General features: G+C 64.6%; 37 protein-coding genes. 34 read left to right on the top strand and 3 right to left on the bottom strand.

The features are described 5' to 3' along the window. Window positions 1-126 precede the first annotated feature (126 nt). The 6 genes from ACMDCM_RS08610 (at window position 127) to ACMDCM_RS08585 (ending at window position 5,428) form a co-directional block, all read left to right on the top strand. Window positions 127-642, top strand: a complete 516-nt coding sequence (locus tag ACMDCM_RS08610; RefSeq protein WP_412773174.1) for a YcgN family cysteine cluster protein — start codon at window positions 127-129, stop codon at window positions 640-642. A 304-nt stretch (window positions 643-946) separates the two neighbouring features. Beyond that, window positions 947-2,506: an MDR family MFS transporter gene (locus ACMDCM_RS08605; RefSeq protein ID WP_412773173.1), complete on the top strand. Its 1,560-nt coding sequence runs from the start codon at window positions 947-949 to the stop codon at window positions 2,504-2,506. 135 nt (window positions 2,507-2,641) lie between these two features. Further along, window positions 2,642-2,815, top strand: a complete 174-nt coding sequence (locus ACMDCM_RS08600; protein WP_412773172.1) for a Flp family type IVb pilin — start codon at window positions 2,642-2,644, stop codon at window positions 2,813-2,815. 311 nt (window positions 2,816-3,126) lie between these two features. After that, complete coding sequence (locus ACMDCM_RS08595) at window positions 3,127-3,276, top strand: hypothetical protein (protein WP_412773171.1); 150 nt, start codon at window positions 3,127-3,129, stop codon at window positions 3,274-3,276. 399 nt (window positions 3,277-3,675) lie between these two features. Beyond that, a complete protein-coding gene (locus ACMDCM_RS08590; protein ID WP_412773170.1) occupies window positions 3,676-4,167 on the top strand; it encodes a hypothetical protein in 492 nt (163 codons plus the stop codon). Then, on the top strand, window positions 4,160-5,428 hold the full coding sequence (locus ACMDCM_RS08585) for a DNA-packaging protein (protein WP_412774705.1): 1,269 nt from the start codon (window positions 4,160-4,162) through the stop codon (window positions 5,426-5,428). The genes ACMDCM_RS08590 and ACMDCM_RS08585 overlap by 8 nt, the downstream gene beginning before the upstream one ends. Window positions 5,429-5,536: 108 nt before the next feature. Here ACMDCM_RS08585 and ACMDCM_RS08580 read toward each other — a convergent pair whose 3' ends face one another. Then, a complete protein-coding gene (locus ACMDCM_RS08580) occupies window positions 5,537-5,824 on the bottom strand; it encodes a GIY-YIG nuclease family protein (protein WP_412773169.1) in 288 nt (95 codons plus the stop codon). An 83-nt stretch (window positions 5,825-5,907) separates the two neighbouring features. Here ACMDCM_RS08580 and ACMDCM_RS08575 point away from each other — a divergent pair, with 83 nt between their 5' ends. The 14 genes from ACMDCM_RS08575 (at window position 5,908) to ACMDCM_RS08510 (ending at window position 12,374) form a co-directional block, all read left to right on the top strand. Beyond that, window positions 5,908-7,083, top strand: a complete 1,176-nt coding sequence (locus ACMDCM_RS08575; protein ID WP_412773168.1) for a phage portal protein — start codon at window positions 5,908-5,910, stop codon at window positions 7,081-7,083. A 240-nt stretch (window positions 7,084-7,323) separates the two neighbouring features. Further along, a complete protein-coding gene (locus tag ACMDCM_RS08570) occupies window positions 7,324-7,800 on the top strand; it encodes an Imm1 family immunity protein (RefSeq protein WP_412773167.1) in 477 nt (158 codons plus the stop codon). 118 nt (window positions 7,801-7,918) lie between these two features. After that, entirely contained in the window at window positions 7,919-8,131 is a 213-nt protein-coding gene (locus tag ACMDCM_RS08565; protein WP_412773166.1) for a hypothetical protein, read from the top strand. Then, a complete protein-coding gene (locus tag ACMDCM_RS08560) occupies window positions 8,131-8,328 on the top strand; it encodes a hypothetical protein (protein WP_412773165.1) in 198 nt (65 codons plus the stop codon). The genes ACMDCM_RS08565 and ACMDCM_RS08560 overlap by 1 nt, the downstream gene beginning before the upstream one ends. A gap of 98 nt (window positions 8,329-8,426) precedes the next feature. Beyond that, window positions 8,427-9,074, top strand: a complete 648-nt coding sequence (locus ACMDCM_RS08555; protein ID WP_412773164.1) for an HK97 family phage prohead protease — start codon at window positions 8,427-8,429, stop codon at window positions 9,072-9,074. After that, window positions 9,074-9,802 (top strand): RNase A-like domain-containing protein, encoded by a 729-nt coding sequence (locus tag ACMDCM_RS08550; RefSeq protein ID WP_412773163.1) that lies wholly within the window; start codon window positions 9,074-9,076, stop codon window positions 9,800-9,802. The genes ACMDCM_RS08555 and ACMDCM_RS08550 overlap by 1 nt, the downstream gene beginning before the upstream one ends. Window positions 9,803-9,829: 27 nt before the next feature. Continuing rightward, window positions 9,830-10,099, top strand: coding sequence for a hypothetical protein (locus ACMDCM_RS08545; protein WP_412773162.1), 270 nt, complete (start codon window positions 9,830-9,832; stop codon window positions 10,097-10,099). A 75-nt stretch (window positions 10,100-10,174) separates the two neighbouring features. Further along, window positions 10,175-10,405: a hypothetical protein gene (locus ACMDCM_RS08540; protein WP_412773161.1), complete on the top strand. Its 231-nt coding sequence runs from the start codon at window positions 10,175-10,177 to the stop codon at window positions 10,403-10,405. 53 nt (window positions 10,406-10,458) lie between these two features. After that, window positions 10,459-10,728 carry a hypothetical protein gene (locus ACMDCM_RS08535; protein WP_412773160.1) on the top strand — a complete coding sequence of 90 codons (270 nt, stop codon included), beginning with the start codon at window positions 10,459-10,461 and terminating at the stop codon, window positions 10,726-10,728. 180 nt (window positions 10,729-10,908) lie between these two features. Continuing rightward, a complete protein-coding gene (locus ACMDCM_RS08530; RefSeq protein ID WP_412773159.1) occupies window positions 10,909-11,100 on the top strand; it encodes a hypothetical protein in 192 nt (63 codons plus the stop codon). Window positions 11,101-11,167: 67 nt separating this feature from the next. Continuing rightward, window positions 11,168-11,437, top strand: a complete 270-nt coding sequence (locus tag ACMDCM_RS08525) for a hypothetical protein (RefSeq protein ID WP_412773158.1) — start codon at window positions 11,168-11,170, stop codon at window positions 11,435-11,437. Window positions 11,438-11,515: 78 nt separating this feature from the next. Continuing rightward, window positions 11,516-11,746, top strand: coding sequence for a hypothetical protein (locus tag ACMDCM_RS08520; RefSeq protein WP_412773157.1), 231 nt, complete (start codon window positions 11,516-11,518; stop codon window positions 11,744-11,746). Window positions 11,747-11,798: 52 nt separating this feature from the next. Continuing rightward, window positions 11,799-12,068 (top strand): hypothetical protein, encoded by a 270-nt coding sequence (locus tag ACMDCM_RS08515; RefSeq protein ID WP_412773156.1) that lies wholly within the window; start codon window positions 11,799-11,801, stop codon window positions 12,066-12,068. A gap of 75 nt (window positions 12,069-12,143) precedes the next feature. Continuing rightward, entirely contained in the window at window positions 12,144-12,374 is a 231-nt protein-coding gene (locus ACMDCM_RS08510; RefSeq protein WP_412773155.1) for a hypothetical protein, read from the top strand. 191 nt (window positions 12,375-12,565) lie between these two features. On the opposite strand, the gene ACMDCM_RS08505 is transcribed toward ACMDCM_RS08510, so the two are convergent. Further along, window positions 12,566-12,853 (bottom strand): hypothetical protein, encoded by a 288-nt coding sequence (locus ACMDCM_RS08505; protein ID WP_412773154.1) that lies wholly within the window; start codon window positions 12,851-12,853, stop codon window positions 12,566-12,568. Window positions 12,854-12,960: 107 nt separating this feature from the next. Between ACMDCM_RS08505 and ACMDCM_RS08500 the strand changes: the two genes are divergently transcribed. The 4 genes from ACMDCM_RS08500 (at window position 12,961) to ACMDCM_RS08485 (ending at window position 16,158) form a co-directional block, all read left to right on the top strand. After that, entirely contained in the window at window positions 12,961-14,214 is a 1,254-nt protein-coding gene (locus ACMDCM_RS08500; RefSeq protein ID WP_412773153.1) for a phage major capsid protein, read from the top strand. A 283-nt stretch (window positions 14,215-14,497) separates the two neighbouring features. After that, window positions 14,498-15,295, top strand: a complete 798-nt coding sequence (locus ACMDCM_RS08495; RefSeq protein WP_412773152.1) for a hypothetical protein — start codon at window positions 14,498-14,500, stop codon at window positions 15,293-15,295. Next, the gene (locus tag ACMDCM_RS08490) at window positions 15,292-15,666 is read left to right on the top strand and encodes a DUF2019 domain-containing protein (protein ID WP_412773151.1); all 375 of its coding nucleotides are present in this window, start codon (window positions 15,292-15,294) and stop codon (window positions 15,664-15,666) included. Before ACMDCM_RS08495 ends, ACMDCM_RS08490 begins: the two co-directional genes overlap by 4 nt. A gap of 102 nt (window positions 15,667-15,768) precedes the next feature. Next, entirely contained in the window at window positions 15,769-16,158 is a 390-nt protein-coding gene (locus tag ACMDCM_RS08485) for a DUF2019 domain-containing protein (protein WP_412773150.1), read from the top strand. 11 nt (window positions 16,159-16,169) lie between these two features. On the opposite strand, the gene ACMDCM_RS08480 is transcribed toward ACMDCM_RS08485, so the two are convergent. Then, a complete protein-coding gene (locus ACMDCM_RS08480) occupies window positions 16,170-16,931 on the bottom strand; it encodes a S1 family peptidase (RefSeq protein WP_412773149.1) in 762 nt (253 codons plus the stop codon). 224 nt (window positions 16,932-17,155) lie between these two features. Between ACMDCM_RS08480 and ACMDCM_RS08475 the strand changes: the two genes are divergently transcribed. From ACMDCM_RS08475 to ACMDCM_RS08430, 10 genes are all read left to right on the top strand, one after another. After that, entirely contained in the window at window positions 17,156-17,725 is a 570-nt protein-coding gene (locus ACMDCM_RS08475; RefSeq protein ID WP_412773148.1) for a head-tail connector protein, read from the top strand. A gap of 25 nt (window positions 17,726-17,750) precedes the next feature. Next, entirely contained in the window at window positions 17,751-18,161 is a 411-nt protein-coding gene (locus tag ACMDCM_RS08470) for a DUF3168 domain-containing protein (RefSeq protein WP_412773147.1), read from the top strand. A gap of 17 nt (window positions 18,162-18,178) precedes the next feature. Continuing rightward, on the top strand, window positions 18,179-18,586 hold the full coding sequence (locus ACMDCM_RS08465; protein WP_412773146.1) for a phage major tail protein, TP901-1 family: 408 nt from the start codon (window positions 18,179-18,181) through the stop codon (window positions 18,584-18,586). Window positions 18,587-18,765: 179 nt separating this feature from the next. Next, window positions 18,766-19,086: a gene transfer agent family protein gene (locus ACMDCM_RS08460; RefSeq protein ID WP_412773145.1), complete on the top strand. Its 321-nt coding sequence runs from the start codon at window positions 18,766-18,768 to the stop codon at window positions 19,084-19,086. Further along, entirely contained in the window at window positions 19,083-19,295 is a 213-nt protein-coding gene (locus ACMDCM_RS08455; RefSeq protein ID WP_412773144.1) for a rcc01693 family protein, read from the top strand. The genes ACMDCM_RS08460 and ACMDCM_RS08455 overlap by 4 nt, the downstream gene beginning before the upstream one ends. Continuing rightward, on the top strand, window positions 19,288-19,869 hold the full coding sequence (locus tag ACMDCM_RS08450; protein WP_412773143.1) for a phage tail tape measure protein: 582 nt from the start codon (window positions 19,288-19,290) through the stop codon (window positions 19,867-19,869). Before ACMDCM_RS08455 ends, ACMDCM_RS08450 begins: the two co-directional genes overlap by 8 nt. Before the next feature lie 161 nt (window positions 19,870-20,030). Continuing rightward, entirely contained in the window at window positions 20,031-20,672 is a 642-nt protein-coding gene (locus tag ACMDCM_RS08445) for a phage distal tail protein, Rcc01695 family (RefSeq protein ID WP_412773142.1), read from the top strand. Beyond that, complete coding sequence (locus ACMDCM_RS08440) at window positions 20,669-21,538, top strand: DUF2163 domain-containing protein (protein WP_412773141.1); 870 nt, start codon at window positions 20,669-20,671, stop codon at window positions 21,536-21,538. Before ACMDCM_RS08445 ends, ACMDCM_RS08440 begins: the two co-directional genes overlap by 4 nt. A gap of 151 nt (window positions 21,539-21,689) precedes the next feature. Continuing rightward, on the top strand, window positions 21,690-22,133 hold the full coding sequence (locus ACMDCM_RS08435; RefSeq protein ID WP_412774704.1) for a C40 family peptidase: 444 nt from the start codon (window positions 21,690-21,692) through the stop codon (window positions 22,131-22,133). Further along, window positions 22,133-25,987 (top strand): baseplate multidomain protein megatron, encoded by a 3,855-nt coding sequence (locus ACMDCM_RS08430; protein WP_412773140.1) that lies wholly within the window; start codon window positions 22,133-22,135, stop codon window positions 25,985-25,987. The genes ACMDCM_RS08435 and ACMDCM_RS08430 overlap by 1 nt, the downstream gene beginning before the upstream one ends. Window positions 25,988-25,989 lie beyond the last annotated feature (2 nt).

Below are 25,989 nucleotides of genomic sequence, written 5' to 3'. Positions count from 1 at the left end.
GAGCGAGGGCGAGAAACCAATGGTCAGGCCCCGCCGGCGAGTTCCTCGCCCCAATCCTGAAAGGGTGCTTGCGCGAGGAGCAACCAAAGCCCATAGACGGGGCGTATGTAACCCGTGATCCAACCGATGACGCAACGGCCCGCGCGCTCGTCCGAACAGGACGGTTTCTTCTGGAAGACCAAGACTTTGGAGGAGATGACGTCTGCCGAATGGGAGAGCCTGTGCGACGGTTGCGCGCGCTGCTGCCTGGAAAAGCTCGAGGACGAGGATACCGGCGATATCTATTTCACCCACGTTTCCTGCCGGCTGCTGGATGCTGGGCTCTGCGCCTGCAAGGATTATGCGAACCGCTCCGAGCGGGTACCGGACTGCGTCCGCCTGACACCGGAAAATGTCAGGGCCATGAACTGGCTGCCGCCGAGTTGCGGTTATCGGCTGGTCGCGGAGGGACGTGATCTCTATTGGTGGCACCCGCTGATTTCAGGCGACCCGAATACGGTGCACGAGGCGGGGGTTTCAGTCCGCGGTCGCGTGCGTGGCACGGAGGACGAGATTCCAGATTCCGAACTCGAGAATCACATCGTGCAGTGGCCGGCCCGGTTACCCAAGCGCGCCCGGCTGAGAAGGCGGCCGGGGAGCTGACCAGTGGAGTGATTTTACTAAATGCAAATGTCGAATCCGCCAGCAGTTTGTATTCGCTGATGTTCCTTGCTTCCGAGTTTCCGACCCTCACAGAGCATTCGCCGGAACGGGATGCAAATGTCGGAATCAACTTGCTCGCCCATCACATGTTTGCGATTGGCAACGTGCGGCCACCTACTGTTCGAACGCCCGCGCAAGCGTTATAGGGGATAGGCTAACCGTGCCGTTATATAATTAACGTAAAATCACGCAGCATTTTCCCGCTAGGCCCGCCGTTTTCGGTCGAAAATTTTGTGCCGTCCGCATGAGCAACCTCAATCAGCCGGTCGGAGTGCCGTCCCCTCCGCGGGATTCGACCGGCCCGATCTCCCGTGATGGCGCGACATATCAGGGCAAGACGGCCGGCCACGCGGATGCAGCGCCGATTGCGAGACCCGTCCCGCTGAACCGGACCGAAGTTCGCACCATCATGGTCAGCCTGATGCTGACCATGTTCCTGGCGGCGCTCGACCAGACCATCGTCGCAACCGCGCTGCCGACCATCGGCCACCAGTTTCTCGAGGTCAGCAACCTGTCGTGGATCATCACGGCGTATCTGCTGGCGTCCACCGCGGTCGCGCCGGTGTTCGGCACGCTCAGCGACATCTACGGCCGCCGCGCCATGATCATCGTTGCGCTCGGTCTGTTCATTGTGGGCTCGGTCCTGTGTGCGCTGGCGCCGAACATGGCGACGCTGATCGCCGCGCGCGGGGTCCAGGGACTTGGCGGCGGCGGCATCCTGCCGGTGGTGCAGACGGTGATCTCCGACGTGGTGAGCCCGCGCGAGCGCGGCCAGTACCAGGCCTATTTCAGTGGCGTATGGACCGCGGCGGGCGTTGCCGGGCCGGTGCTGGGCGGCGTGTTCGCCGAGCATCTGCACTGGTCCATGATATTCTGGATCAACGTGCCGCTCGGTATCGTCGCGCTGGCGCTGCTGCTGCCGAGGATGGGAAAGATCCCGGTGTTCCACCGCCGCCGCAGGGTGGACTGGATCGGGGGCCTGCTGCTGATGGCGTCCGCCGTGGTGTTTTTGCTGGTGCTGACATGGGGCGGCAACCGCTTCGCCTGGCTGTCGCCGGTCATCGCCGCCATGCTCGGCGCCTCGCTCGTGCTTGCCGCCGGTTTCGTCTGGCACGCGCGCAACACGCCCGAACCCTTCCTGCCGCTGTCGCTGATAGGCGGCCCCGTCGTCCCTTACGCGATCGCGGCAGGCGCCCTTGCGCTCGGCGCCATCATCGGGCTCACCGTGCATCTGCCGCTGTACTATCAGGTGGTCCATCATCTCAGCGCCAGCGAATCGGGACTGGCGTTGATTCCGATCGCCGCCATCTCGACCGGCGGCGCGGCGCTGGCGGGCCGCACCATGACGCGCGCGGTCCACTACAAGCGGGTCGCGATCATCGGGACGGCATCCGCGGCTGCCATCGCCACGATCCTGGCGCTGGTTGCGATGCCGCTATGGCCGCTGCTGGCGCTGCTTTCGCTGTTAGCCTTCGGTCTCGGCACCACGTTTCCCGTCAGCGTGGTGTCGCTGCAGAACGCGGTGGCGCGGCCGCAGGTCGGCACCGTCACCGGCGCGATGAATTTCTTCCGTGCGCTGGTCTCGTCGTTCGCTGTCGCCGCGTTCGCCGCCATCCTGCTGATGGTGCTGGGCGCGAACGTCTCGATCGGTCATGACGGCGCCGGTCAGGCCAACGCGATCTCCGCGTCCGATCTGACGGCGGCGTTCCGCTATGTGTTTGCCGCCGCCGCGGTGCTGCTGGCCGGCGCGGCGCTGCTGCTGACGCTGATGGAGGAGCGGCCGCTCGCGGGTCCCCAGGTGTGACCCGCGCGCGGAATTTTCGCGATCGTCTTTAAGCATTCGTTGAGGGTATCGCTTAAGGGTCTGTGCAGTCATTCGCCTGTAGGTTGCCATTTCCAGGCTTGCGCGAATTCGCGCATCCATCGATTGGAGTTGGCAATGCGTTTCATTGCAGAGCTTAAGTCGGCCTTTTCGCGCGGCGAGTCCGGTGCGACTTCGATCGAGTATGCGATAATCGCCGGCAGCCTCAGCATCGTCATCCTGGTCGCGGTCAACGGCATCGGCCGCAATCTCAACGCGGTGTTCGTCGCAGTGCACGACGCGTTCAAATAAACAACGTAGGTTTGGTAAATATTCCTAGGAAAATATACCTTGACAGCGTGACGCTGCCGGAGTAGGTTTACGCCATGCTCCACAGTTGCGCCGCAAGATGACCGCGCCGTTCCCGTTCCTTGGTCCGAGCAAATCCGATCTCGCGTCCGCCTGGAAAAAGCCATCCAGCGAGGTCCGTTTGAAACCGAGGGACGCGTATCACATTGACGCAGCAGGCATTTGCGCGGAACATCACTTCAGATCTGGCGTTTCCCCAGTCCATGCAGAGCATGCGATCCGCACGGATCGCAAGGGAAGCAGGGAGAAGGTGGATGGCAACGAACGAGGACGATCAGATCGTGGAGACCCCGACGGAAGCGCGGCAGGCCGAGCCCGGCCCGTCCGTCTTTATGCTTCTCGTCATCAGCACCGGCCTGGCGGTGGTGATTCTGGGCGCGGTCTGGCTCATATTCTTTCGCTAGAGCTATCCCGGCTTTGACGGAATCAAAGCCGGGCTCTCGTTTTTTTGACGCGTTTTCTTCACGCGAACCGGATTCCTCTTCGCTTGAAAAACGCTATAGGAATTCGGCGGCATCGGTTCCGCCTTGAGGGAGCTTTCCGACATCAAAATGGGTGTGACGCGAACCGCCAGACCGGCACGGAAGCCGGCGGCAGCGCGAGTTGCGTCGCGCGTAAATTTGGCGATGACGAAGTCTGGAAAGGCTCTCGCGCCGGCGTCGAAATCGAAGCCGCGGACGGCTAAACCTGACGCGCAGACGAAAGCGGTTTCAGCCGATGCGGAGCCGCGATCTGTCAGATCGAAGGCCGCGCGAACGCGGTCGCGCAAAACACAGGCAGCGGTAGCCGCGCGCAAGGCGACCATGGCCGCCACGACGCGGCACGTCGGTGATGGTCCTGTTGCCGTCGATGACCGTGACGAGGCTGCAAAGCTCCGATTGAACGGGCAGCGCGCGCGGCGCGCGGCCGTCCGGCGCAAGGATGAACCGAGCCCGCGCGTCAAGCGCACGGCGGTGGAGCGGATCGACGATCCGCCGCCCGCGAGCGGCGCGGTGCTGATCGAACGGGTGACGCGCGCGATCGAGCGCGAACTGTCGCTGATCGAGGTCATCGTCGGCGGTAGTCATGTGAAGCCGCAGCAGCGCACCGAGGCGGAACGCCGCGCGCGCACGCTTGCGAGTCTGGCGCGCACGCTCGGCGAGGTGACGCGGCTGCGCGCCGGTGAGGAGAAGGTGAAGCCAGCCGATGACGACGCCGTGCCCCGCGATCTCGACGAGCTCCGGCGCGCGCTTTCGCGCCGACTGGAGCAGGTGGTCGCCGCGCCAGCGGCAACTGCTGCTGGAGAGCATGAGTGAGGCGGAACTTGGGTTTCTCGCCCGGCAATGGGATATCTTCGCGCACGACCATCAGCGGCCGCCGGAACGCGCGCCGAATGGCGCGCCCTGGCTGATCTGGCTGATGATCGGCGGCCGCGGCGCCGGCAAGACCCGCGCCGGGGCCGAATGGATTCGCGCGCAGGCGCTCGGCCTGCCGCCGTTCGCGAGCGAGGCGGTGTCGCGCATCGCGCTGGTCGGCGAGACCGAACACGACGCGCGCGAGGTGATGATCGAAGGCGTCTCCGGTCTGCTCGCGGTTCATGCCGCCCACGAGCGGCCGTCGTGGTCGCCCTCGCGCAAGCGGCTGGAATGGAATAACGGCGCGGTGGCACAGGCATTTTCCGCTGAGGATCCCGAAAGCCTGCGCGGACCGCAATTCGGCTGCGCCTGGTCCGACGAGATGGCGAAATGGCGCTACGCGGAGGCCGCGTTCGACATGCTGCAGTTCGGCTTGCGGCTCGGATCGCAGCCGCGTCAGTTGATTACGACGACGCCGCGGCCGACCGCGCTTCTGAAACGCCTGATGAATGATGCGGCGAGCGTGGTCACGCGTGCGCCGACGCGGGCCAACGCCTTCAACCTGGCGCCGACCTTTCTGCAAGGCGTGATGGCGCGCTACGCCGGAACGCGGCTGGGACGTCAGGAGCTTGACGGCGAGATCATCGAGGATCGTCCCGACGCGCTGTGGTCGCGCGCGTTGCTTGAGAGGTGTCGCGTGCGCGAGGCGCCGCCGTTGCAGCGCGTCGTGGTCGCGGTCGATCCGCCGGCGACTTCCGGCAAGCGCGCCGACGCCTGCGGCATCGTCGCGGCGGGGCTGGCGGAGGGCGGCATCGTTTATGTGATCGCCGACGAAACGGTGGCGGGCGCGACGCCGGCGCTGTGGGCGGCGAAGGCGATCGCGCTGTGGCGTCGGTGCGAAGCGGATGCGCTGGTGGCGGAAGTCAACCAGGGCGGCGACATGGTGAAGTCCGTGATTGCGGAAGTGGATGCTGCGGTGCCCGTCATCCCGGTGCGCGCGACGCGCGGCAAGTGGCTGCGCGCCGAACCGGTGGCGACGCTCTATGAGCAGGGCCGCGTTCGTCACGCCGGCAGCTTCGCCGCGCTGGAAGACGAGATGTGCGACTTCGCTTTGTCGGGCCTGTCGTCGGGACGCTCGCCGGACCGGCTCGATGCGCTGGTGTGGGCGGTGACGTCGCTGGCGCTGGCGCCGCGCACCCAGCCGCGGGTGAGGGGATTGTGACTCAGTCGCTCGGCGTATTCGGCGTCACCCGCGGGCTTGACCCGCGGGTCCATCTTTTTCAAGAAGGGTGGGGGGCTAGATCAAGCTTGGCCGTGACGCGCCAACATTCTATCGGGCGATATCTTCGTAAGGATCGCGCCAAGTGGAATTGTCTCTAACGACCAGATCGATCTTCCATTCGCGCGGCCAGTGCTTGATGTTCTTTTCACGCTGAATTGCTGCCATGACAGTGTCGTGAGCCTCAAAATAGACGAGTCGCTTCACGTCGTATTTGCGTGTGAACCCGTCAGCCACTCCCTCGCGGTGTTCATGAATGCGACGAACGAGATTGTTCGTCACGCCTACATATAGCGTTCCTCCAGGCGCGCTCGCGAGAATATAGACCCAGTAGTTCATGCGACAATGATGGATTGCCGGGTCAAGCCCGGCAATGACAATCTCTTATTGTGACGCAGTTCGACGATGAAGGACATTTTGCGATGCGCCTGCGCCTGAAAAACATGTTCGCCCCGCCCGAAACAAAAGCCAGCCGCACGGCGAAGCTGCTCGCTTTCGAGAGCGGCGGCCGCGCGCGGTGGACGCCGCGCGACTATGCGGCGCTGGCGCGCGAGGGCTATCTCAACAACGCCATCGTGCATCGCGCGGTGCGGCTTATCGCGGAGAACGTGGCCTCGTGCAGCTACCTCGTGTTCGAGGGCGCGCAGGAGCGCGAGGCGCATCCGCTCTCGCTGCTGCTGTCGCGGCCGAACGCGCGGCAGGACGGCGGCGCGTTCCTCGAAATGCTGGTGTCGCATCTTCTGCTGTCCGGCAATGCGTATGTCGAGGCGGTCGCGCTCGACGGCGGCGTGCGCGAGCTTTACGCGTTGCGGCCCGATCGCATGAAGGTGGCGCCCGGCGCCGATGGTTGGGCGGAGGCCTATGAATACGCGGTCGGCGGTCGCAGCATCCGTTTCGTTCAGGCGTCATCCGCGGTGCCGCCGATCCTGCACCTGACATTCTTCCATCCGCTCGACGATCATTATGGTCTCGCGCCGATCGAGCCGGCGGCGGTCGCCATCGACACTCACAACGCCGGCTCGGCCTGGAATAAGGCGCTGCTCGACAACGCCGCGCGTCCCTCCGGCGCGCTGGTCTATTCAGGGCCGGAGGGCGCGGTGCTGTCGGATTCGCAGTTCGACCGGCTGAAGCGCGAACTCACCGATACCTATCAGGGTGCGGTGAACGCGGGCCGGCCGCTGCTGCTCGAAGGCGGGCTCGACTGGAAGGCGATGTCGCTGACGCCGAAGGACATGGATTTCCTGGAGGCCAAGCACACCGCCGCGCGTGAGATCGCGCTCGCCTTCGGCGTGCCGCCGATGGTGCTCGGCATTCCCGGCGACAACACCTACGCGAATTTCCAGGAAGCCAACCGCTGCTTCTTCCGCCAGACCGTGCTGCCGCTGGCCTCGCGCCTCGGCAATTCGTTCGCTCAGTGGCTGTCGCCGCAGTTCGGCGAGAGCATCCGCATCGTCGTGGACGCCGACAAGATCGATGCGCTCGCCGCCGATCGCGCAGCATTGTGGGAACGCGTCAGCAACGCGGCGTTTCTCACCCTCAACGAGAAGCGCGAGGCCGTCGGCTACGCGCCGATCGAGGGCGGCGACCGGCTGGAGTAGGGCGCGCTCAACTCGCCTGGTGCTCGCATCATGCGGTCGTTCGAGCCCAATCTTTTCGGCGAGCCGATATGGCGGCCGGAGAACGGCACGGCTGCCGAGATCGATGGAAAGTTGTATTTCGGGGTGAACTCCGGATCACCGGGATATGGGGCGGCTGATCCGACTGTGACATTCATAAATACCGCGAATGGTGCGAGAAGTACGGTGCGGAATGGCCATTGGCTTGAATAGGCACTCCAGATGAAAAAACGTATCTATTTCGATTCCAAGCGCGCGAGCGATTGGCCTTCATCGGGTGAGCTTGCGCGTTTCTTTCTCGCTCCGAAGGGGCACGAATGGTCGTATGCCGGAGGTAACGATAGTTGGGGACTGAGTGCAGAAGGTCTGTACGGCACCGATAACTTGGCTCGTCATGACCAGGTTACGGTCAATCTCGACATGACCGGTAATCGCGACCTTGGCGTCTATTTGCAATACGACGAATGGGATGGCCGTATCCAGCGCAAGCAGATCTTCTATTCCAAAGTCGATCTTAGCCGTCTCGGCGAATTCGTGCGGTCCCTGCATGGCACACCGTTGTCGGTGGGGCTGTTCGTGCCGTTTCCTGTTGCCTGGAAAGCGGTGAAGGAATTCATCGAGACCGACGGCAAGTTGCCAACCGGTATCGAATGGATCGCAAGCAGCGATCTGCCGCCGGAGACGTTTCCCGATCCGTAGTCGGGTCCTGATCCGTTTCGGGTGCGGGCCTGCCCCGCGCGTTCCTGTTGCGAATTCCTTTGATGAAGACGATGGCCGGATCACGTCCGGTCATGACGCCCCGCCATGGGTTCAATCGATGTCCGACCTCATCCGCATCTTCGCAGAGCGCGGCGACCTCGCGCATCTGGCGCTGTTCCTGTGGGCGAGCGCGGCCAGCGCCGGCCTTTTGTTCGCGTTGCGCGAACTGTCGGCGGCCTCGCGTCGCTTCGACGATTTCGTCCGTGAACTGGAGCGGTTCAATCGCAAGGCGCACCGCCGCGCCGTAACCTTCGACAAGGATCGGAACTGATGGACAACCTTCACAGCATGCTGCGCTCGTTCAGCACTGAGACAAAAACATCGCGGGATCACCTCACGGTGTTCCGCGAATTCCTCGCGCATCTCGATCGAGCCCAGCGCAAGGCGCCGGCTGCGGCTGCGGCGCGCGCGCCCCGCGCCAAGGCTCAGACACGGCGCAAGCCGGCGAAACGCAGCCGCAAGGGCTGAGCGCCACGTAGCGTCCGCCGCAAGCGGCGCGCGGCGGGCACGACACGCCGTTTCGAATTTCGAAAAATCCGTTCCCCCCGCCATTTGCGAGGTCGATCATGCACGCCCCGTTGTCGTCCGTGTCGCGTCTGTCGTTTTCCGGCGACGGCACGGTGGAAGGCTATGCCAGCCTGTTCGGCGAGATCGACCAGGCGCGCGACATGGTGATGCCCGGCGCGTTCGCGCAGACGCTTAAAGCGCGCGGCCTGCGCAAGGTCCCGATGCTGTTCCAGCACGATCCCGCCGAGCCGGTCGGCATCTGGCTCGAACTGCGCGAGGATTTTCGCGGGCTGTGGGCGCGGGGGAAATTGATCCCCGACGTGACGCGTGCGCGCGAACTGCTGGCGCTGGTCGAAGCCGGCGCGGTCGACGGGCTGTCGATCGGCTATCGCACCGTGCGCGGCCGGATCGAGCCGCGAACGCGGGTGCGCAAACTCTACCAGGTCGACCTGTGGGAAATTTCCATCGTCACCTTCCCGCTGCTGGCGGGAGCGCGTGTCCGCGCGGTGAAGCAGGCGACGCCCCCGTCGCCGCGTTCGCGCGTGCGGACACAGGCCGAGCGCGGCCGGCGGAGCATGACGGAGGCCGCGGATGAACCGGCGCCGCGGCTCCGCCCGCGCCCGGTGGTGGCGTCGCTGCGCGGCAGGGAAGGACGACGCGTGGCGCTGCAAGGCGCGGCGCGCGCGCAGATCGCGGGAGCACGTTGATGGCAAGTCATGAAAATGTATTCGAAGCCGCGCAGCGCGCGCGCTGGCTGCGGCCCGATGCCTACAGATGGATCCGGCCGGACGCCGCGCGCTTTCTTATTCCCGGCACCGATCCTCATGACGTCTTTCCCGCGCTTCAACGCAAGTTCAACCCGGACCAACCGCGCGTGCCGGCGGGCAATCCGGACGGCGGGCAGTGGACGGATGGCGGCGGCGGCATCAACGATCCGCGTGTTCTGTCGGATGCCACCCCTGATGGGATACGCCCGTATGAGCAGTATGCGCAAAACCTGCCGGACAAGCGACCGGTCGACCTGCGGGAGGAGGAAGCGCGAGGCGGCCACGCCTTGCGCAAGCATGTCGGCAAGACGGATGAAGAACTGCTGGCGAGCACGACGATTGATCGTGGTGATTCCGGCATATATAGATATGCCCGCAAGGCTGACGGATCTTTCGACTCCGTGGAAAGTGCAAACGATTTCGTTAACCGGACACTTGAGCAGAATCGGGATCAAGTCGAGGCCGTGGCGAGTGGACAGTCGGCAGACAGCTTTGTAACATATCGTTTTGGCTACAAGACCGGCCGCGAGGCTTTCAGGGGAGACATCGATGAGGTGCCTTACCGGAGGGACACCTATGGGGTCGGCGTATCTATCGTACACGATCCACGCGCTGCCAGGGGTTTCAGCGTGATAACAGCCTATCCCAGAAACGAACGTCGCAAATAGCAACGTCGCAAATAGCAAGGAGAGGTCATGGTGGTTCCGGACGAGTTCGACCACGTGGTCGAATGCTTCTATCAGGGCAGCAGCGCTGAAGTCTCCACGATGGAAGAGTGGGTTGCGCTGGCCCTGAGATGTTCGAACAAGCAGGATCAAGCGGTCGTCAAGCGCTTCCTGCAGGAATTGCTCGCGCAAAACCCTACGGACGCCGAGTTGCAGCGGATATGGAACGATGCCGAGCCCGGCTATTGCTTTGACAACATACGCGGGGTGCTGACGCTGATCCGGGACGCGATCGAATAGGAGAAACGGAAAGAGGATATTGATGCCGTATTCGGCTTGCCAGGGAGCATTTCCCCGGAATGAATAGAGCAGACCATGGCAAAGTATAAAATCCAAGTCTACGTCGAGGGCGTTGAGGCATATCTGTCGTGGCCTGACGAGCGCGAATACTGGCTGGTACGGAAGTTCCTTGGAGAACTCGACGGTCTGGAATGGCAGCGCCGGAAGGATTCCAGCCATATCGAATGGTATGATCTGACCCAAGAGCAACTCGACAAGCTGATGGAATTCAGCAAGGAGCTGCGCGAGAAGCGCAAGGGTCGTTAGACAAGCGTTCGGCCTTTCCCAAAAACGAACCTCGCAAATAGCAAGGAGAGGTCATGGTGGTTCCGAAAGAGTTCGTCTACGTGGTCGAATGCTTCTATCAGGGCAGCGACGAGGAAGTCTCCACGATGGAAGAGTGGGTTGCGAAGGCCCTGAGATGTTCGGACAAGCAGGATCAAGCGGCCGTCAAGCGCTTCCTGCAGGAATTGCTCGCGCAAAACCCTACGGACGCCGAGTTGCAGCGGATATGGAACGATGCCGGGGCCAACTACTTCTTCGAAGACATACGCGGGGTCTTGACGCTGATCCGGGACGCGATCGATTAGGAGCAGCGTGCGTGATGAAATTCCGGCGCGGGCGCTGCGCGCGAAACGCGAGGGCCGTTAGACAAGCGTTCACCCGGCTGATGTCGATACGGCATTCCCGACCAACCCTGATCGCAGGCGATAAAAATCATGACGTCCCGATATAGCGTTGAAATTTATTGTGCTCATAATGGTGTCAGCATGATTTTGCCGTGGCGGCACGAGGCTGAGTTCAAGGACGGCGTCGCCTTCCTGCGCGGCCTGGTCGGTGAGCCGGCGGGCCAGACGAAGCGCTATCCCGACCAACCGGATTCCTACTATCTCGAGACCGAGGATCAGTTCGTGGCCCTGATGGAGTTCAGGCGCGTGCAGGGAGTGAAGCGGCCCGACTAAATGTGGGTCTTTCAGGAGGTTGCCGGCCTATCCCGGAAACCAACGTCGCAACTAGCAAGGAGAGGTCATGTTGGTTCCGAAAGAGTTCGACCGCTTGGTCGAATGCTTCTATCAGGGCAGCGACGAGGAAGTCTCCACAATAGAAGAGTGGATTGCGTTTGCCCTGGAGTATTTGAACAAACAGCAGCGGGCGGTCGTCAAGCGCTTTCTGCAGGAATTGCTCGCGCAAAACCTTACGGACGCGCAGTTGCAGCGGATATGGGGAGATGCCGGGGCCAACTACGACTTTGACGACATACGCGGGGTATTGACGCTGATCCGGGACGCGATCGATTAGGAGAAACGGAAGGAGGATATTGATGCCGTATTCGTCTCGCCGATCGGGAGCATTTCCCCGGAATGAATAGAGCGGATCATGGCGAGATATAAAATCGAGGTCTACGTCGAGGGTGTTGAGGCATATCTGTCGTGGTCTGACGAGCGCGAATACTGGCTGGTACGGAAGTTCCTTGGAGAACTCGACGGTCTGGAATGGCAGCGCCGGAAGGATTCCAGCCATATCGAATGGTATGATCTGACCAAGGAGCAGCTCGACAAGCTGATGAAGTTCAACAAGGAACTGCGCGCGAAGCGCAAGGGTCGTTAGACAAGCGTCGGCCTTTCCCAAAAACGAACTTCGCAAATAGCAAGGAGAGGTCATGTTGGTTCCGAAAGAGTTCGACCACGTGGTCCAATGCTTCTATCAGGGCAGCAGCGCGGAAGTCTCCTCGATGGACGAGTGGGTTGCGAAGGCCCTGAGATGTTCGAACAAACAGGATCAAGCGGTCGTCAAGCGCTTCCTGCAGGAATTGCTCGCGCAAAACCCTACGGACGCCGAGTTGGAGCGGATATGGAACGATGCCGAGCCCGGCTATTACTTTGACAACATGCGCGGGGTGCTGACGCTGATACGGGACGCGATCGAATAGGAGAAACGGAAAGAGGATATTGATGCCGTATTCGGCTTGCCAGGGAGCATTTCCCCGGAATGAATAGAGCGGATCATGGCGAAGTATAAAATCGAAGTCTACGTCGAGGGCGTTGAGGCATATCTGTCGTGGCCTGACGAGCGCGAATACTGGCTGGTACGGAAGTTCCTTGGAGAGCTCGACGGTCTGGAATCGCAGCGCCGGCAGGATTCCAGCCATATCGAGTGGTATGATCTGACCAAGGAGCAGCTCGACAAGCTGATGAAGTTCAACAAGGAACTGCGCGCGAAGCGCAAGGGCCGGTAGAGTAGGCACGTTGTGTTCCGAGGAGAACTCCTTCACCTTGAGAACGCCTTCATCTCGTCATTGCCGGGCTTGACCCGGCAATCTTTTTTGAGAGGATGGATGCCTGGATCACGTCCGGGTATGACGGCGGTTGATTCCGTCATAATTCGTCATGCCGTGGACGGCGTTCACCCGGCTGATGCCGACGCGCTTCACCGCTTGAACGCCAGCGCCAGCGAGAGGCCGGCGATGACGCCGACGCAGACCGCCGCGCCGCCGGCCGCCATGCCCCAATTCAGGAAATAGAGCGAGATCGACAGCAGCGATTTTTCGGCGCTGGCGCCCAGCATCACGAAGGAAATCGCGAACGCCGCCAGCAGCACCGCGCAAACGCCGATCCAGAACCTTGCGGCACCGCGCCGCAATGGCTCCATCGCATACCACGCGCTGGCTGTGGCGGCGACGACGAGAGTTATCCAGACAAAGATCAGAAAGCGCATGGTTTGCCTCGACGGTGCTGCCGTTGCGGGAGGCCATTCTAGCGCAGTGCCGTTCACAAGTCTTGAACGACACAGCCGTGAAACCACGACCACCGAGGAGAATGCGAATGGACTTCGATATCACCGACACCGCGCCGGAGCACAAATCCGGCGTCGCCGCCCGCGGCGACTACGACGACTTCCGCGTCACTTTCGAGGAATTCAAGGCGGCCAACGACGAACGCCTGGCGCGGCTGGAGAAGAAGCGCGGCGACGTGCTGCTGGAGGAAAAGGTCGACCGCATCAATGCCGCGCTCGACGCGCAGAACAAGCGCATGGACGAACTGGCGCTGAAGCACGCCCGTCCGGCGCTCGAAGGCCGCGGCCGCATCGCCGGCGACGCCATGTCCCGCGAGCACAAGAGCGCATTCGAAGCCTATGTGCGCGGCGGCGAGGCGGGCGCCTTGCGCGACCTGGAGACCAAGGCCATGTCCGTCGGCTCCAATCCCGACGGCGGCTACCTGGTGCCGGTCGAACTGGAGCAGACCATCGGCGAACGGCTGGCGGCGATCTCGCCGATCCGCGCGCTCTCGTCGGTGCGCACCATCTCCGGCAACGTCTACAAGAAGCCGTTCATGACGGCGGGGCCCGCCACCGGCTGGGTCGGCGAGACCGACTCGCGCACGCAAACCACATCGCCGACGCTGGACGCCCTGAGCTTCCCGGCGATGGAGCTTTACGCCATGCCGGCGGCGACCGCGACGCTGCTCGATGACAGCGCCGTCAATATCGACGAGTGGATCGCGCAGGAGGTGGAGCTGACCTTTGCGGTGCAGGAGGGCGCGGCCTTCGTCAACGGCGACGGCAGCAGCAAGCCGAAGGGCTTCCTGCAATCCGACACCGTGGCCAACGGTTCATGGGTGTGGGGCAAGCTCGGCTACGTCGCCAGCGGCCTCGCCGGCGGGTTCGCTGCGTCGAACCCCTCCGATGCACTTGTCGACCTGGTCTACGCGCTGAAGGCCGGCTATCGCCAGAACGCCGCCTTCGTGATGAACCGCAAGACGCAAGCCGCGATCCGCAAGTTCAAGGATACCGGCGGCTCTTATCTGTGGCAGCCGCCGTCGCTGGCGGGCGGGCGCGCTTCGCTGATGACGTTCCCGCTGGTCGAGGCCGAGGACATGCCGGATGTCGCGACGAATTCGCTGTCGATCGCGTTCGGCGATTTCCGCCGCGGCTACCTCGTGGTGGACCGCGCCGGCGTGCGCGTGCTGCGCGATCCTTACTCGGCGAAACCCTACGTGTTGTTCTACACCACCAAGCGCGTTGGTGGCGGCGTGCAGGACTTCGACGCCATCAAGCTGATGAAGTTCGCGGCGAGTTGAGGCGTCTCGTGTCCCGGGCGCGATGCGGCGTGCCCCGCCGCGTCGCTGAACCGGGACCGCCGCGGAGTGCGGCTTCTTTCGTGAAGCGGTCCCGGATCGGCAGCCCAGCGCTTCGCGGCTGGCGTCGCATCCGGGACGCGACATCTCCGTTCTCCATCATCCGAGCCTTTCCGCTTCTGATGGAATCAGAAGCGGGGCTCTATGATTTTGATTTGACGCGTTTTCTTGACGCGAACCGGTATCCACTTCGCTCGAAAACGCTACCAATGACAGGCAGTATCCGATGTCATCGCACCATGACGCTTGGCTGCGCCATCAGCAATCGCGATGGCTGCGGCCGGATGCGGCCCGCTGGGTTCGCCCCGACGCTGCGCGGTTTCTTCCGCCGGGCGTAGATGTCGCCAAAGCCTTTCCCGCGCTGGCGCGCAAATTTAACCCAAACCAGACACGCGTGCCGGCGGGCAATCCGGACGGCGGCCAGTGGACGGACGGCGGCGCAGGAGGGGGTAATCTCGGCCTCTTTCAGATCACGCCGCGCGACAATACGATCGAAGGCGTGCAACTTGCCGGCGATTGGCCGCCGGATGACGGTCCTCCGCCGATTCCGCCGAAAAGGCCCGAGACGACTGAAGGGCGGATGAAGTTTGTTCGTCAAGCTGTCAGGTGGCTGCGTGTCGTCGGCCGCCTGTCGCCGGCGGCGGACATCTTCCTCGGAGCACTGGATCAGGCTGAGGAATTGAAACGCCTGACCGATATGATCAAAACTGCTGATGATCCTCCGGCTCCGCTGGAAGAACTCCAAGCGCGCGCTCGAATGCCTCCCGAGGCTGGCTACGAGGATCATCATATCGTCGGTCAGTTCGCGCAAAACAGGCTGCAATTCGGGAGCGTGCGGATTGACAGTGCCGAGAATACGGTGCGGATTCCTGTCGTGAAGCATCTGGACATTAACGGTTACTATTCCAGGGCCAATATAGATTACGGCGGTCTGTCACCTCGTGACTATCTTCGCGGCAGAAGTTGGGATGAGCAGATGCAAGAGGGGTTGAAGATCCTGAGGGACAAAGGGGTGCTTCAATGATTCCCACCGATCAGCCCGACTATGCCCGATTGCGAAATCTCGTTACTCAGTTTGTCGAGATCGGCCTTGCGCAATATAATGCGATCTATGTGATCGACAATGCTAAGTATAATCGCTTGTACAAAAAGATGGAGCGTATAAGGGCGGAGCTTAAGGAAATGCCTGGCGATCAGCGAAGGGCGCTGTTACCGCTGCTTTCACATTCGAATGTTCAGGTTCGTTTGGCAACAGCGCGCGCGCTCCTCGCGCTCTATCCGGACTTGGCTCGCAATGCCCTTGTAAGTATCCGTGAATCCGGCATCGAGCCACAGAACGGAGAGGCTGCGACTGCTATCAGAAGGCTCGATGAGGGCAGCTACATCCCGAAGTGAGAGATGACAGAAACAAACCTTGTTATATCTGCGCGATAAGAGTTGGGAAGAACGCCGGAAGGTCGGTCTCGGTGCATTAGTCATGTTCGAGGTTCTCAAGCCATGATCTTCAGGAAAATCAGACTCGATACGATGTCTGTCGATCAACTGGTGGGTCGATTTGCGGCAATCACGGCCGCACAGGATGATGCGCTTCTCGGCCACGAACTCACAAAATTCAATCGTCTCTTTGATCGAATGCTGGAAGTCTTGGAAGAATTGAAAGGACGTCCGGGCGATCAGCGGCGCGCGCTGATGGCGCTTTACGACTATCCCAACATGCAGGTCAGGCTCAAGGCCGCGATACACACGCGCGAGGTGTTGCCCGTCGAGGCTCGCCGGCAAATCGAGGCTATCGCGGAGAGTCACTGGATGCCTCAGGCCGGCGACGCCGGGATGGCGCTTGCCGTCATGGATGGCGATTTGAAGCTGACGGGAATAAAGCCAGAGTAAACCGGCGCTCCCTATATCCCCGCGCCCCAGCCTCGCGCCGTTTTCAGAATCCAGTCGCGATAGAGCGCGAGCGGCGTGACGCCGGTGAGGCCGCCGCAGCCTGACGCGTTGTTCGGCCCCGTCGACCAGCTCACGACGCCGGCGATGACGGCGCCGCCGCCCGAATCGAGAAACGCCGGCGCGCCGGAATCGCCGGTGCAGGCGCCGAGGCCGGCTCGTGTGTTGTTGGTTGAAGGATCGACCAGGCGGATCTGCAAGGTGCCGGGCCGTCCCGTGACGGCCAGACTCGCGGCGCGCGCCACGCCGCCGCTGCGGCCGTCGCCGGCGACCGCGACGCCCATGCCGACGACGGTGAGACGCATTCCGACAGTGATCGGCATCAGCGCGCCGCCGAGCGCGGCGGGTTGCGCGGGAAGGGGTGAGGCGAGTTGCAGCAGCGCGACATCGGCGGTGGCGCGATGCGCCAGCAGGCTCTGCATCTCGAACCGCGGATGAACGGCGGTGCGCCGGATATCGAGCAGGCGCGGCGGCTGGCTCTTGTAGTCCACGATCTTGGTGGTGGTCCCGGGCGCGATGCAGTGCGCCGCGGTGAGAACGACATCGCGCGCGATCAGCGTGCCTGTGCAGGAGTTGCCGTGCGAGCCGACGATGGTGACGACCGCGCCTGCCGCCGCGGGCGAGGGCGTGCCGCCGCCGCCGACCATAGCGAATGAGGGCTGCATCAGCGTCAGGACCGTCGCGGCCACAGCCAGGCGAATACGTTCATGAATCATGGAGCGATGTCAGCCATCGCGTTGCGCGGCTGTCAACTGGATACGCGACAGGCTTCCTCTCGCAAAAAGAGGTGGGGTGAGGGGGCACCACCTCTCGACAAGCCGTAACCCCTCACCCGGTCCGCTCCGCGCGATTGCGCGGCCGAGCAGGCCGACATCTCTCTCGACGGGAGAGGTGAAGCAAGCCGGCTGGCGTATTCATCAAGCAAAGGAAAGGCGCAAATATGCCGTCGATACTTCTGAGCGGGCCTGCGATCGAACCGTGGTCGGTCGCGGAGGCCAAGAGCTTCCTGCGCGCGGAGAACGATGGCGACGACACCGTGATCGCCTCGCTAGTTGCGGCAGCGCGCAGCCATGTCGAGGCCATGACGCGCTGCGCCCTGATCGCGCAGACCTGGCGCTTCGTGCTGGACCGGTGGCCGAATGACGGTCGCGTCAAGCCCGGCAGGGGACCGTTGCGCTCGCTGGTCGCGGCGCGCGTCTACGACTCCGCCGGGGCCGCCATCGAGATCGATGCCGGGACGCTTGTCGTCGACAAGGCGGGCGGCGTGATCGCGCCGTCGACGTGGGGCCTGCCGCCGCCGGGACGCGCGACCGCCGGCATCGAACTCGATGTCGAGATCGGATTCGGTACCGACGCGACCGACGTGCCGGATGCGCTGCGCCATGCGGTGCGGACGCTGGTGGCGCACTGGTACGAGAACCGCGGTCTGATCGCTATCGGCCAGAGCGTCGCGATGATGCCGGCCAGCGTCAGCGCCATGATCGCGAGCTATCGCGTGCCCGCGCTGTGATCGCATTTCTTGGAAGGACATCGCAATGACCAGCGCCAATTCAGTGCTTCGCGCCGCCGTGCATGATGCGCTCGCCGCCGACAGCGGGCTTTATGCGGCGCTCGGCGGCAAGCGGGTCTATGACGAGCCGCCGCGCGGCGCGCTATTGCCTTACGTCTCGATCGGGGAGGCGCGCGTCACCGACGCGTCGGTCGACGACGGGCCGACCCAGGAACACCAGATCACGCTGCATGCGCGCTCGCGCCAGGGCGGACAAAGCGAGGCCCACGCCATCGCCGGCGCGGTGCTGCAGGCGCTCGACGATGCGCCGCTGACGCTTGCGGGCTTTCGGCTGGTCAACTTTCGCTTCGCGGTCGCGGATATCCGGCGCGAGTCGGACGGCCGTACCTATCACGCGCAGGTGCGATTCCGCGCCGTGACCGAACCGACAACTTAATGTTTTGAGGAGCCGTCATGGGCGCACAAAAAGGCAAGGACCTGCTGTTGAAGATGAACGACGGCGCGAGTTTCGTCACGGTGGCGGGACTGCGCAGCCGCAGGATCGCGTTCAACGCCGAGATCGTCGATATCACCAATGCGGAATCGACCGACCGCTGGCGCGAATTGCTCGCGGGCGCGGGCGTCAAGCGCGCCTCGCTGTCGGGACGCGGCCTGTTCAAGGACGCAGCGTCGGACGCGCTGGTGCGGCAGGCGTTCTTCGACGGCACGATCAACGACTGTCAGGTGGTGGTGCCCGACTTCGGCACCATCGAAGGCCTGTTCCAGATCGCCAGCCTCGAATTTGCCGGCGAGCACAATGGCGAGGTGACGTTCGACCTCGCGCTCGAATCCGCCGGCGCTCTGACGTTTACGGCGATGTGAGGTCACATCGCATTTCATTCGGCCTCGCCGTGCCCCGGACGCGGCATTCTTCATGCCGCTCCGCAGAGCCGGGGCCGTTGCGAGGAATGCCGTTGCAACGATCCCGGATCGGCGCTGCATCGCTTCGCGCTGCATCGCGTCCGGGAAACAGGGTCCACTCATTTTAAATGGAGCGTGTCATGCCCAACAGATATCGCGGCGAGATCGCAGCCGAGCTTGGCGGGCGGCAACGCACGCTGGTGCTGACGCTGGGGGCGCTCGCCGAGCTTGAGTCCGCATTTGGCGCCAACGACCTGGTGGCGCTTGCGGAGCGTTTCGGTTCGGGGCGGCCATCGGCGCGCGATCTGACCCGCATCATCGGCGCGGGCTTGCGCGGCGCGGGCGAGGCCATCACCGACGACGAGGTCGCGGTCATGACCGTCGATGGCGGGGTGGCCGGCTTCGTCAGAATCGCGGCCGAGCTGATCGCGGCGACCTTCGATGACGGCGCCACGCGGTGAAGCCGTTTCCATGGGCGGACGCGATGGGCTTCGGCTTCGGCGTGCTGCGGCTCGCGCCGGATGCCTTCTGGCGGATGACGCCGCGCGAACTGGCGCAGGCGATCCGCGCGGTGCGGGGGCCGTCCGTCGCGCCGCTGGCGCGGGCCGATCTCGACGATCTGCTGGCGCGGTTTCCCGACACGTCGCACGAGGGAGGACGCAATGACTGACGACACGAGCCTGCAGGATGCGTCCAGCACGCTGGACAGCCTTAACGCCAAGACCCAGGCGCTGACGATCAGCGCGAGCGGCTTTGCCCGCGCGATGACGCAGGCTTTTTCGTCATCGATCACCGGCGGCAAGCAGTTCGACGACGTGCTGAAGACGCTGGCGTTGCGCGTCTCGAGCCTCGCGGTGACCGCCGCGTTCAAGCCGCTGGCGGCGAGCCTGACCAGCGGCATCTCCAGCCTGTTCTCGGGGCTCACCGGCAGCATCGGCGCGACCGGCGTGCAGGCCAATGCGCTCGGCGCCATCAAGCCGTTCGCGTCCGGCGGGGTGATCGGCGCGCCGAGTTACTTTCCAATGATGGACGGCGGCGTCGGCCTTGCCGGCGAGGCGGGACCGGAGGCGATCATGCCGCTGGCGCGCGGCCCCGACGGTCGGCTCGGCGTTTCCGGCAACGGCGGCGGCAACAGCATCACGGTGCAGATCGCCACGCCCGATCTCGACAGCTTCCGCCGCTCCGAGAGCTACGTCACCGGCCAGATCGCGCGCGCGGTGGCGCGGGGGCAACGGAGTTTGTGACTCGCGTTTCGTGTCCCGGACGCGATGCGGAATGCCGCGTCAGCGGCATGCTGCATCGCTGATCCGGGACCGCCACGAATTCTTTGGGACGGTCCCGGTTCTGCGAAGCGGCGCGGAAGGCGCCGCATCGCGCCCGGGACACGAAGAACGTCAGGTAACCCATGACCAGTTTCCACGAAGTCCTGTTTCCGCTCGATATTGCGTTGAAGAGCGCGGGCGGGCCGGAACGGCGCACCGATATCGTGAGCTTCGGCTCGGGTCGCGAGGCGCGCAACGCGCGCTGGGCGCAGTCGCGGCGGCGCTATGACGCCGGCTACGGCGTCAGGACGCTGGACGCCTTGCAGGCCGTCGTCGCCTTCTTCGAGGAGCGGCGCGGCCGGCTCTACGGCTTTCGCTGGCGCGACCGGCTGGATTGCTGCTCGGCGATGACGGGCGTCGCGATTTCGCCGCGCGATCAGGTCATCGGCATCGGCGACGGCGCCACCGCGTCGTTTCAGTTGATCAAGACATATGGCGGTGCGTTCGCGCCCTATGCGCGCGCGATCGGAAAGCCGGTCAGCGGCAGCGTGCGCGTCGCCGTCGCCGACCAGGAAGTAGCGGCGGGCTCCGCGTTCAATTGCGATGCGACGACGGGCGTCGTCACGTTTGCCGCCGGACAGGTTCCTCCGGCGGGAGCGGCCGTCACCGCGGGGTTCAATTTCGACGTGCCGGTGCGCTTCGACACCGACTACCTCGAAGTCGATCTCTCGACCTTCGCCGCCGGCGCCATTCCGAAAATTCCGCTGGTGGAGATACGTCTGTGAGAAGCATCCCTTCCGCGCTTCAGGCCAAACTCGATTCCGGCGCGACCACGCTGGCGCGCTGCTGGATCGTGACGCGGCGCGACGGCGTCGTGCTCGGCTTCACCGATCACGACTGCGATCTTTCGGTCGGCGGCGTCGCCTGCCGCGCCGCCACCGGCTTCACCGCGTCGGAAGCGACCAGCCGCTTCGACCTGTCGGTCGACGGCTCCGAAATCTCCGGCGCGTTTTCCGATGATGCGCTGACCGAGGCCGATCTCGCCGCCGGACGTTACGACGCCGCCGAGATCGCAACCTGGCTGGTGGACTGGAGCGACGTCGCGCTGAAAGTCCTGATCGCGCGCGGCACGCTGGGCGAGGTCCGCCGCGAGGGACAGGCGTTCACCGCGGAACTGCGCGGGCTTGCGGATGCGCTGGCGCAGGACAGCGGGCGTCTGTTCACGGCGCGTTGCGGCGTCGATCTCGGCGACGGCAAATGCCGCGTCAATCTTGCCGATGCCGCCTATCACGGCAGCGGCGCGGTGACGGCGATGGAGGGAACGTCGATCATCGCAGTCTCAGGCCTGGGCGGCTTTGCCGAGGGTTGGTTCACCGCGGGGCGCTTGGCGTGGACCGGCGGGGCCAATATCGGCATTGCGGTCGAGGTGAAACAGCACCGGATCGTTTCGGGCGAGGTGCGGCTGTCGCTGTGGCAGGCGATGGCCGAGCCGATCGCGGCCGGCGACGGCTTCACGATCACCGCGGGCTGCGACAAGAGCTTCGCGACCTGCCGCGACCGCTTCGCCAATACCGCTAATTTCCGCGGCTTTCCGCAGATTCCCGGCAACGATTTCGTCGTGAGCTATCCGGTGCCCGGCGCGGGCGGGTAGGTCCGTTCTCGCATCATTGCGGGCCAACGGGCCGGCGCGAAGCGCCGCCCGATCACGGGCTCCGCGAAGCAATCCGGTTCTTCGGGGATTGCCGGATTGCTTCGTCGCTTGCGCTCCTCGCAATGACGGCTTCGACGGAAAGAACATGAAAATGCCAGTTCCCATCACTCGTGCGGCCATCGTCGCGGAAGCGCGCGGCTGGATCGGCACGCCCTATCGCCATCAGGCCTCGCTCAGGGGCGTCGGCTGCGACTGCCTCGGCCTGGTGCGCGGCGTCTGGCGCAACTGCATCGGCGACGAACCGGAAACGCCGCCGCCCTATGCACCGGACTGGGCCGAGGCGAAGGGCGACGAGACGCTGGCGGCCGCGGCGCTGCGCCATCTGGTGCCGGTCGCGCGCGACGGCTTCGGGGCTGGCGACGTGCTGCTGTTCCGCTGGCGCGACGGCTTTGTCGCCAAGCATGTCGCGATCGCTTCCAGCGAGCGCACGATGATTCATGCGCACGACGGCGCGGCCGTCTGCGAGATCGCTCTCGCGCCGTGGTGGCGGCGGCGGCTGGCTTATGCATTTCGCTTTCCCGGAGTTTCGGTCTGATGGCAGCGCTGGTTCTTTCCGTCGCGGGCGCCGCCGCCGGCGCGTTGTTCGGCCCGGCCGGCGCGATCGCGGGCCGCATCGCCGGCGCGCTGGTCGGCAATGTCATCGACCGCAAGGTGTTCGGTCCCGGCAACCAGAATGTGGTCGGGCCGCGTCTCGCCGATCTCGACGTGATGGCTTCGACCGAAGGCGCGCCGATCCCGCGCGTCTATGGCCGCGCGCGGTTGTCCGGCCAGGTGATCTGGGCGACGCCGCTGGAGGAAGTCGTCAACAGCGAAACCACCTCGTCCGGCGGCAAGGGCGGCCTGTTCAGCGGCCCGACCACGACGACCACCACCTATAGCTATTTCGCCAACTTCGCGGTCGGCCTTTGCGAAGGCATGATCGGACGGGTGGGGCGGATCTGGGCCGACGGCAGTCCGCTGGATGTCTCCGGCCTGACGATCCGCGTTCATCGCGGCAGCGAGGATCAGTCGCCCGACGATCTGATCGTCGCGAAGGAAGGCGCGGGCAATGCGCCGGCCTATCGCGGGCTTGCCTATGTCGTGTTCGAGCGGCTGCCGCTGGCGAATTTCGGCAACCGCATTCCACAGCTCTCGTTCGAGATCATCCGCCCCATCGGCGAACTCGAACGGATGACGCGCGCGGTGACGTTGATCCCCGGCACCACCGAGTTCGGCTACGAGCCGTCCACCGTCGTGCAGTCGCTCGGTCCGGGCCAGTCGGCGCCGGAAAACCGTCACGTGCCGAACGCGGAGTCCGACGTGATCGCGGCGCTCGACGATCTCCAGGCCGTGTGCCCGAATCTCGAACGCGTGGCTGTCGTTGTGGCATGGTTCGGATCGGACCTTCGCGCCGGAAGCTGCATCGTTCGTCCCGGCGTCGACAGCGCGATCAAATCCACCATCGGCGGCAACTGGTCGGTGGCCGGCGTGACGCGGGCAAGCGCCTATGTGGTGTCGCAGGTCGATGGCCGTCCGGCGTTCGGCGGCACGCCTTCGGATGTCAGCGTCGTGCATCTGATCGCCGAGTTGAAGGCGCGCGGCCTGAAGGTCACGTTCTATCCGTTCGTCATGATGGATATTCCGGCGGGCAACGGCCTGAGCGATCCCTGGAGCGGGGCCTCGTCGCAGCCGGCCTATCCCTGGCGCGGCCGCATCACCTGCGATCCCGCGCCGGGGCGGACGGGCTCGCCGCAAGGCGCACCGGCGGCGGCGACGCAGGTCGATACTTTCTTCTCCGGCGGAAGCTGGAATTATCGCAACATGGTCCTGCACTATGCGAGCCTGGTGGCTTCCGCCGGCGGCGTCCACGCCTTCATGATCGGATCGGAGTTGCGATCGCTGACGCGGGTGCGCTCCGGCAGCGGCGTCTATCCCGCCGTCAATGCGCTGGCGGCGCTCGCGGCGGACGTAAAGTCCATCGTGGGGTCATCGACGATCGTGACCTATGGCGCGGACTGGACCGAATACGGCGCCGATGTCGTCACGCCGGATGCGTCGGAGGTTCGTTTTCCGCTCGATCCGTTGTGGGCATCGAGCGCGATCGATGTCGTCGGCATCGATTACTACGCGCCGCTCGCGGACTGGCGCGACGAGGCCGGGCATCTCGACTCAAGCATCGCGGCTTCGACCTACGACGTCGGCTATCTCGCGGGTAACGTCTATAGCGGCGAGGGGTTCGACTGGTACTACACCGACGCCGCCGCGCGCGCTACGCAGGATCGCACGCCGATCACCGATGGCCTCGGCAAGCCGTGGACTTTCCGCGTCAAGGACATCAGGTCATGGTGGTCGTCGGCGCATTACGAGCGCATCAGTGGCGTTGAACTGGCAAGCCCGACCGCATGGGTGCCGCAAGGCAAGCCGGTCTGGTTCACCGAGGTCGGCTGCCCGGCGGTCGACAAGGGCGCCAACCAGCCGAGCGTGTTTCCAGATCCCAAATCGTCGGAAAACAATCTGCCGTATTTCTCCGGTGGCAATCGCGACGATCTGATCCAGCGCCGCTATCTGCAAGCGTTTCTCGGCAAGCTCGATCCGGCGTTCGGCGCGGCGGATGCGGACAATCCGATTTCCGCGATCTATGGCGGGCGCATGATCGACGCGTCCGCGATCCATCTGTGGACCTGGGATGCGCGGCCCTATCCGGCGTTTCCCGCCGCGACCGAGGTCTGGAGCGACGGGCCCAACTGGCAGACCGGGCATTGGCTCACTGGCCGTCTCGGCACCGCGCCGATGGACGCGCTGGTGGAGACGCTGCTCGCGGACTGCGGTATCGCCGGCGCCGACACCTCGGCGCTGCGCGAGGCTTGCGACGGCTACGTGATCGACCGGCCGATGTCGCCGCGCGCCATGATCGAGCCGCTTGCCGGCGCCTATGCTTTTGACGCCACCGCCGCCGACGGAACGCTGCGCTTCATTTCACGCGGCGGCGCGCCGGTCGCCGAATTCGCCGAGGAAGACCTGGTGCTGCCCGACGACGGCGCGCCGGCTCGGCTCACCCGCGCGCAGGAAACCGAACTGCCGCGCGAAGCCGGTTTCGGCTTTACCGACGGCACCGTGGACTACAGGCGCTCTGCGGTGACGTCGCGACGGCTGGCGGGCGGCTCGAATCGCAGCGTTCACTCCGATCTCGCGGTCGTCAGCGACGACGCGGCGATGGCGCGGCGGGCCGAGGTCTGGCTGCAGGACCTGTGGGCGGGACGCGAGAGCGCCGCGTTCTCGCTCGGCCCGCAATGCCTGCCGCTGACGGCGGGCGACGTGATCGCGGTGACGATCAGCGGGCGCCGGCGGCTGTTCGAGATCAGCGCGACGCTCGATGCCGAAGCGCGGCAGGTGACCGCGCGCAGCATCGATCCCGAAGTGTTTTCGGTGCCGCTGTCGACGCCGCGACAGATGGCGTCGGCGATACCGGCCGCGCTCGGGCCGGTTCAGGCCGCGGTGCTCGACCTGCCGACCATCGAATCGTCGGAGCCGCCGATCCTGACGCGGCTCGCGGTCTTCGCCAGCCCGTGGCCGGTGTCGGTGACGGTCTGGACATCGCCGGACGGCGCCAGCTTTCAGCCGGCCGCGGTCATCCCGGCGCCCGCCACATTGGGCGAAACGCTCGACCCGCTGCCGGCGGGACCCTCCAGCCGGTGGGACTGCGGCAACGTCTTTCGCGTGCGGCTCTATGGCGGCGCGCTGACGTCGCTCTCCGATGCCCGCGTGCTGGCGGGCGCCAACGCGGCCGCCGTGCAGAACACCGACGGCGACTGGGAAGTTCTGCAGTTCGCCAATGCGGAGCTGGTGGACCAGGGCACTTATAAAGTGTCCCGCCTGCTGCGCGGGCAGGCCGGCAGCGAATACGCCATTGCGGACGCATTGCCGGCGGGCGCGCCCTTCGTCCTGCTCGACACGCATCTCGCGCCGCTGGCGCGCGGGTTGAATGCGCTCGCCCGGCCGATCCTGGTGCGGCTCGCCGCCGCCGGACGCAACCATGACGATCCGACCGCGGTCGCGCTGACGGTGACGCCGCAGGCGACCGCGTTGCTGCCGCTGTCGCCGGTGCATGTGAAGGCGTCGCGCGAGAGCGACGGGGTTCGCATCTCGTGGATTCGCCGGACGCGCATCGACGGCGACGGCTGGGGGGTGGAGGTGCCGCTGGGTGAGGACAGCGAAGCCTACACGCTCGACATCTTCTCCGGCGGTTCGATCGTGCGAAGCATCGCGTGCGGCGCCTCCGAGGCGCTCTACGCCAGCGCCGACGAACTCGCCGATTTCGGCGCCGCGCAAACCAGCCTGCATGTTCGCGTCGCGCAAGTGTCGGCGACGGTCGGCGCCGGCCATCCCACTGAACTTACTCTCACCCTCTGAGT

The sequence above is a fragment of the Nitrobacter sp. genome (assembly GCF_047149785.1).
Lineage (GTDB): Bacteria > Pseudomonadota > Alphaproteobacteria > Rhizobiales > Xanthobacteraceae > Nitrobacter.
This window is presented reverse-complemented; position numbering and strand designations above follow the sequence as displayed.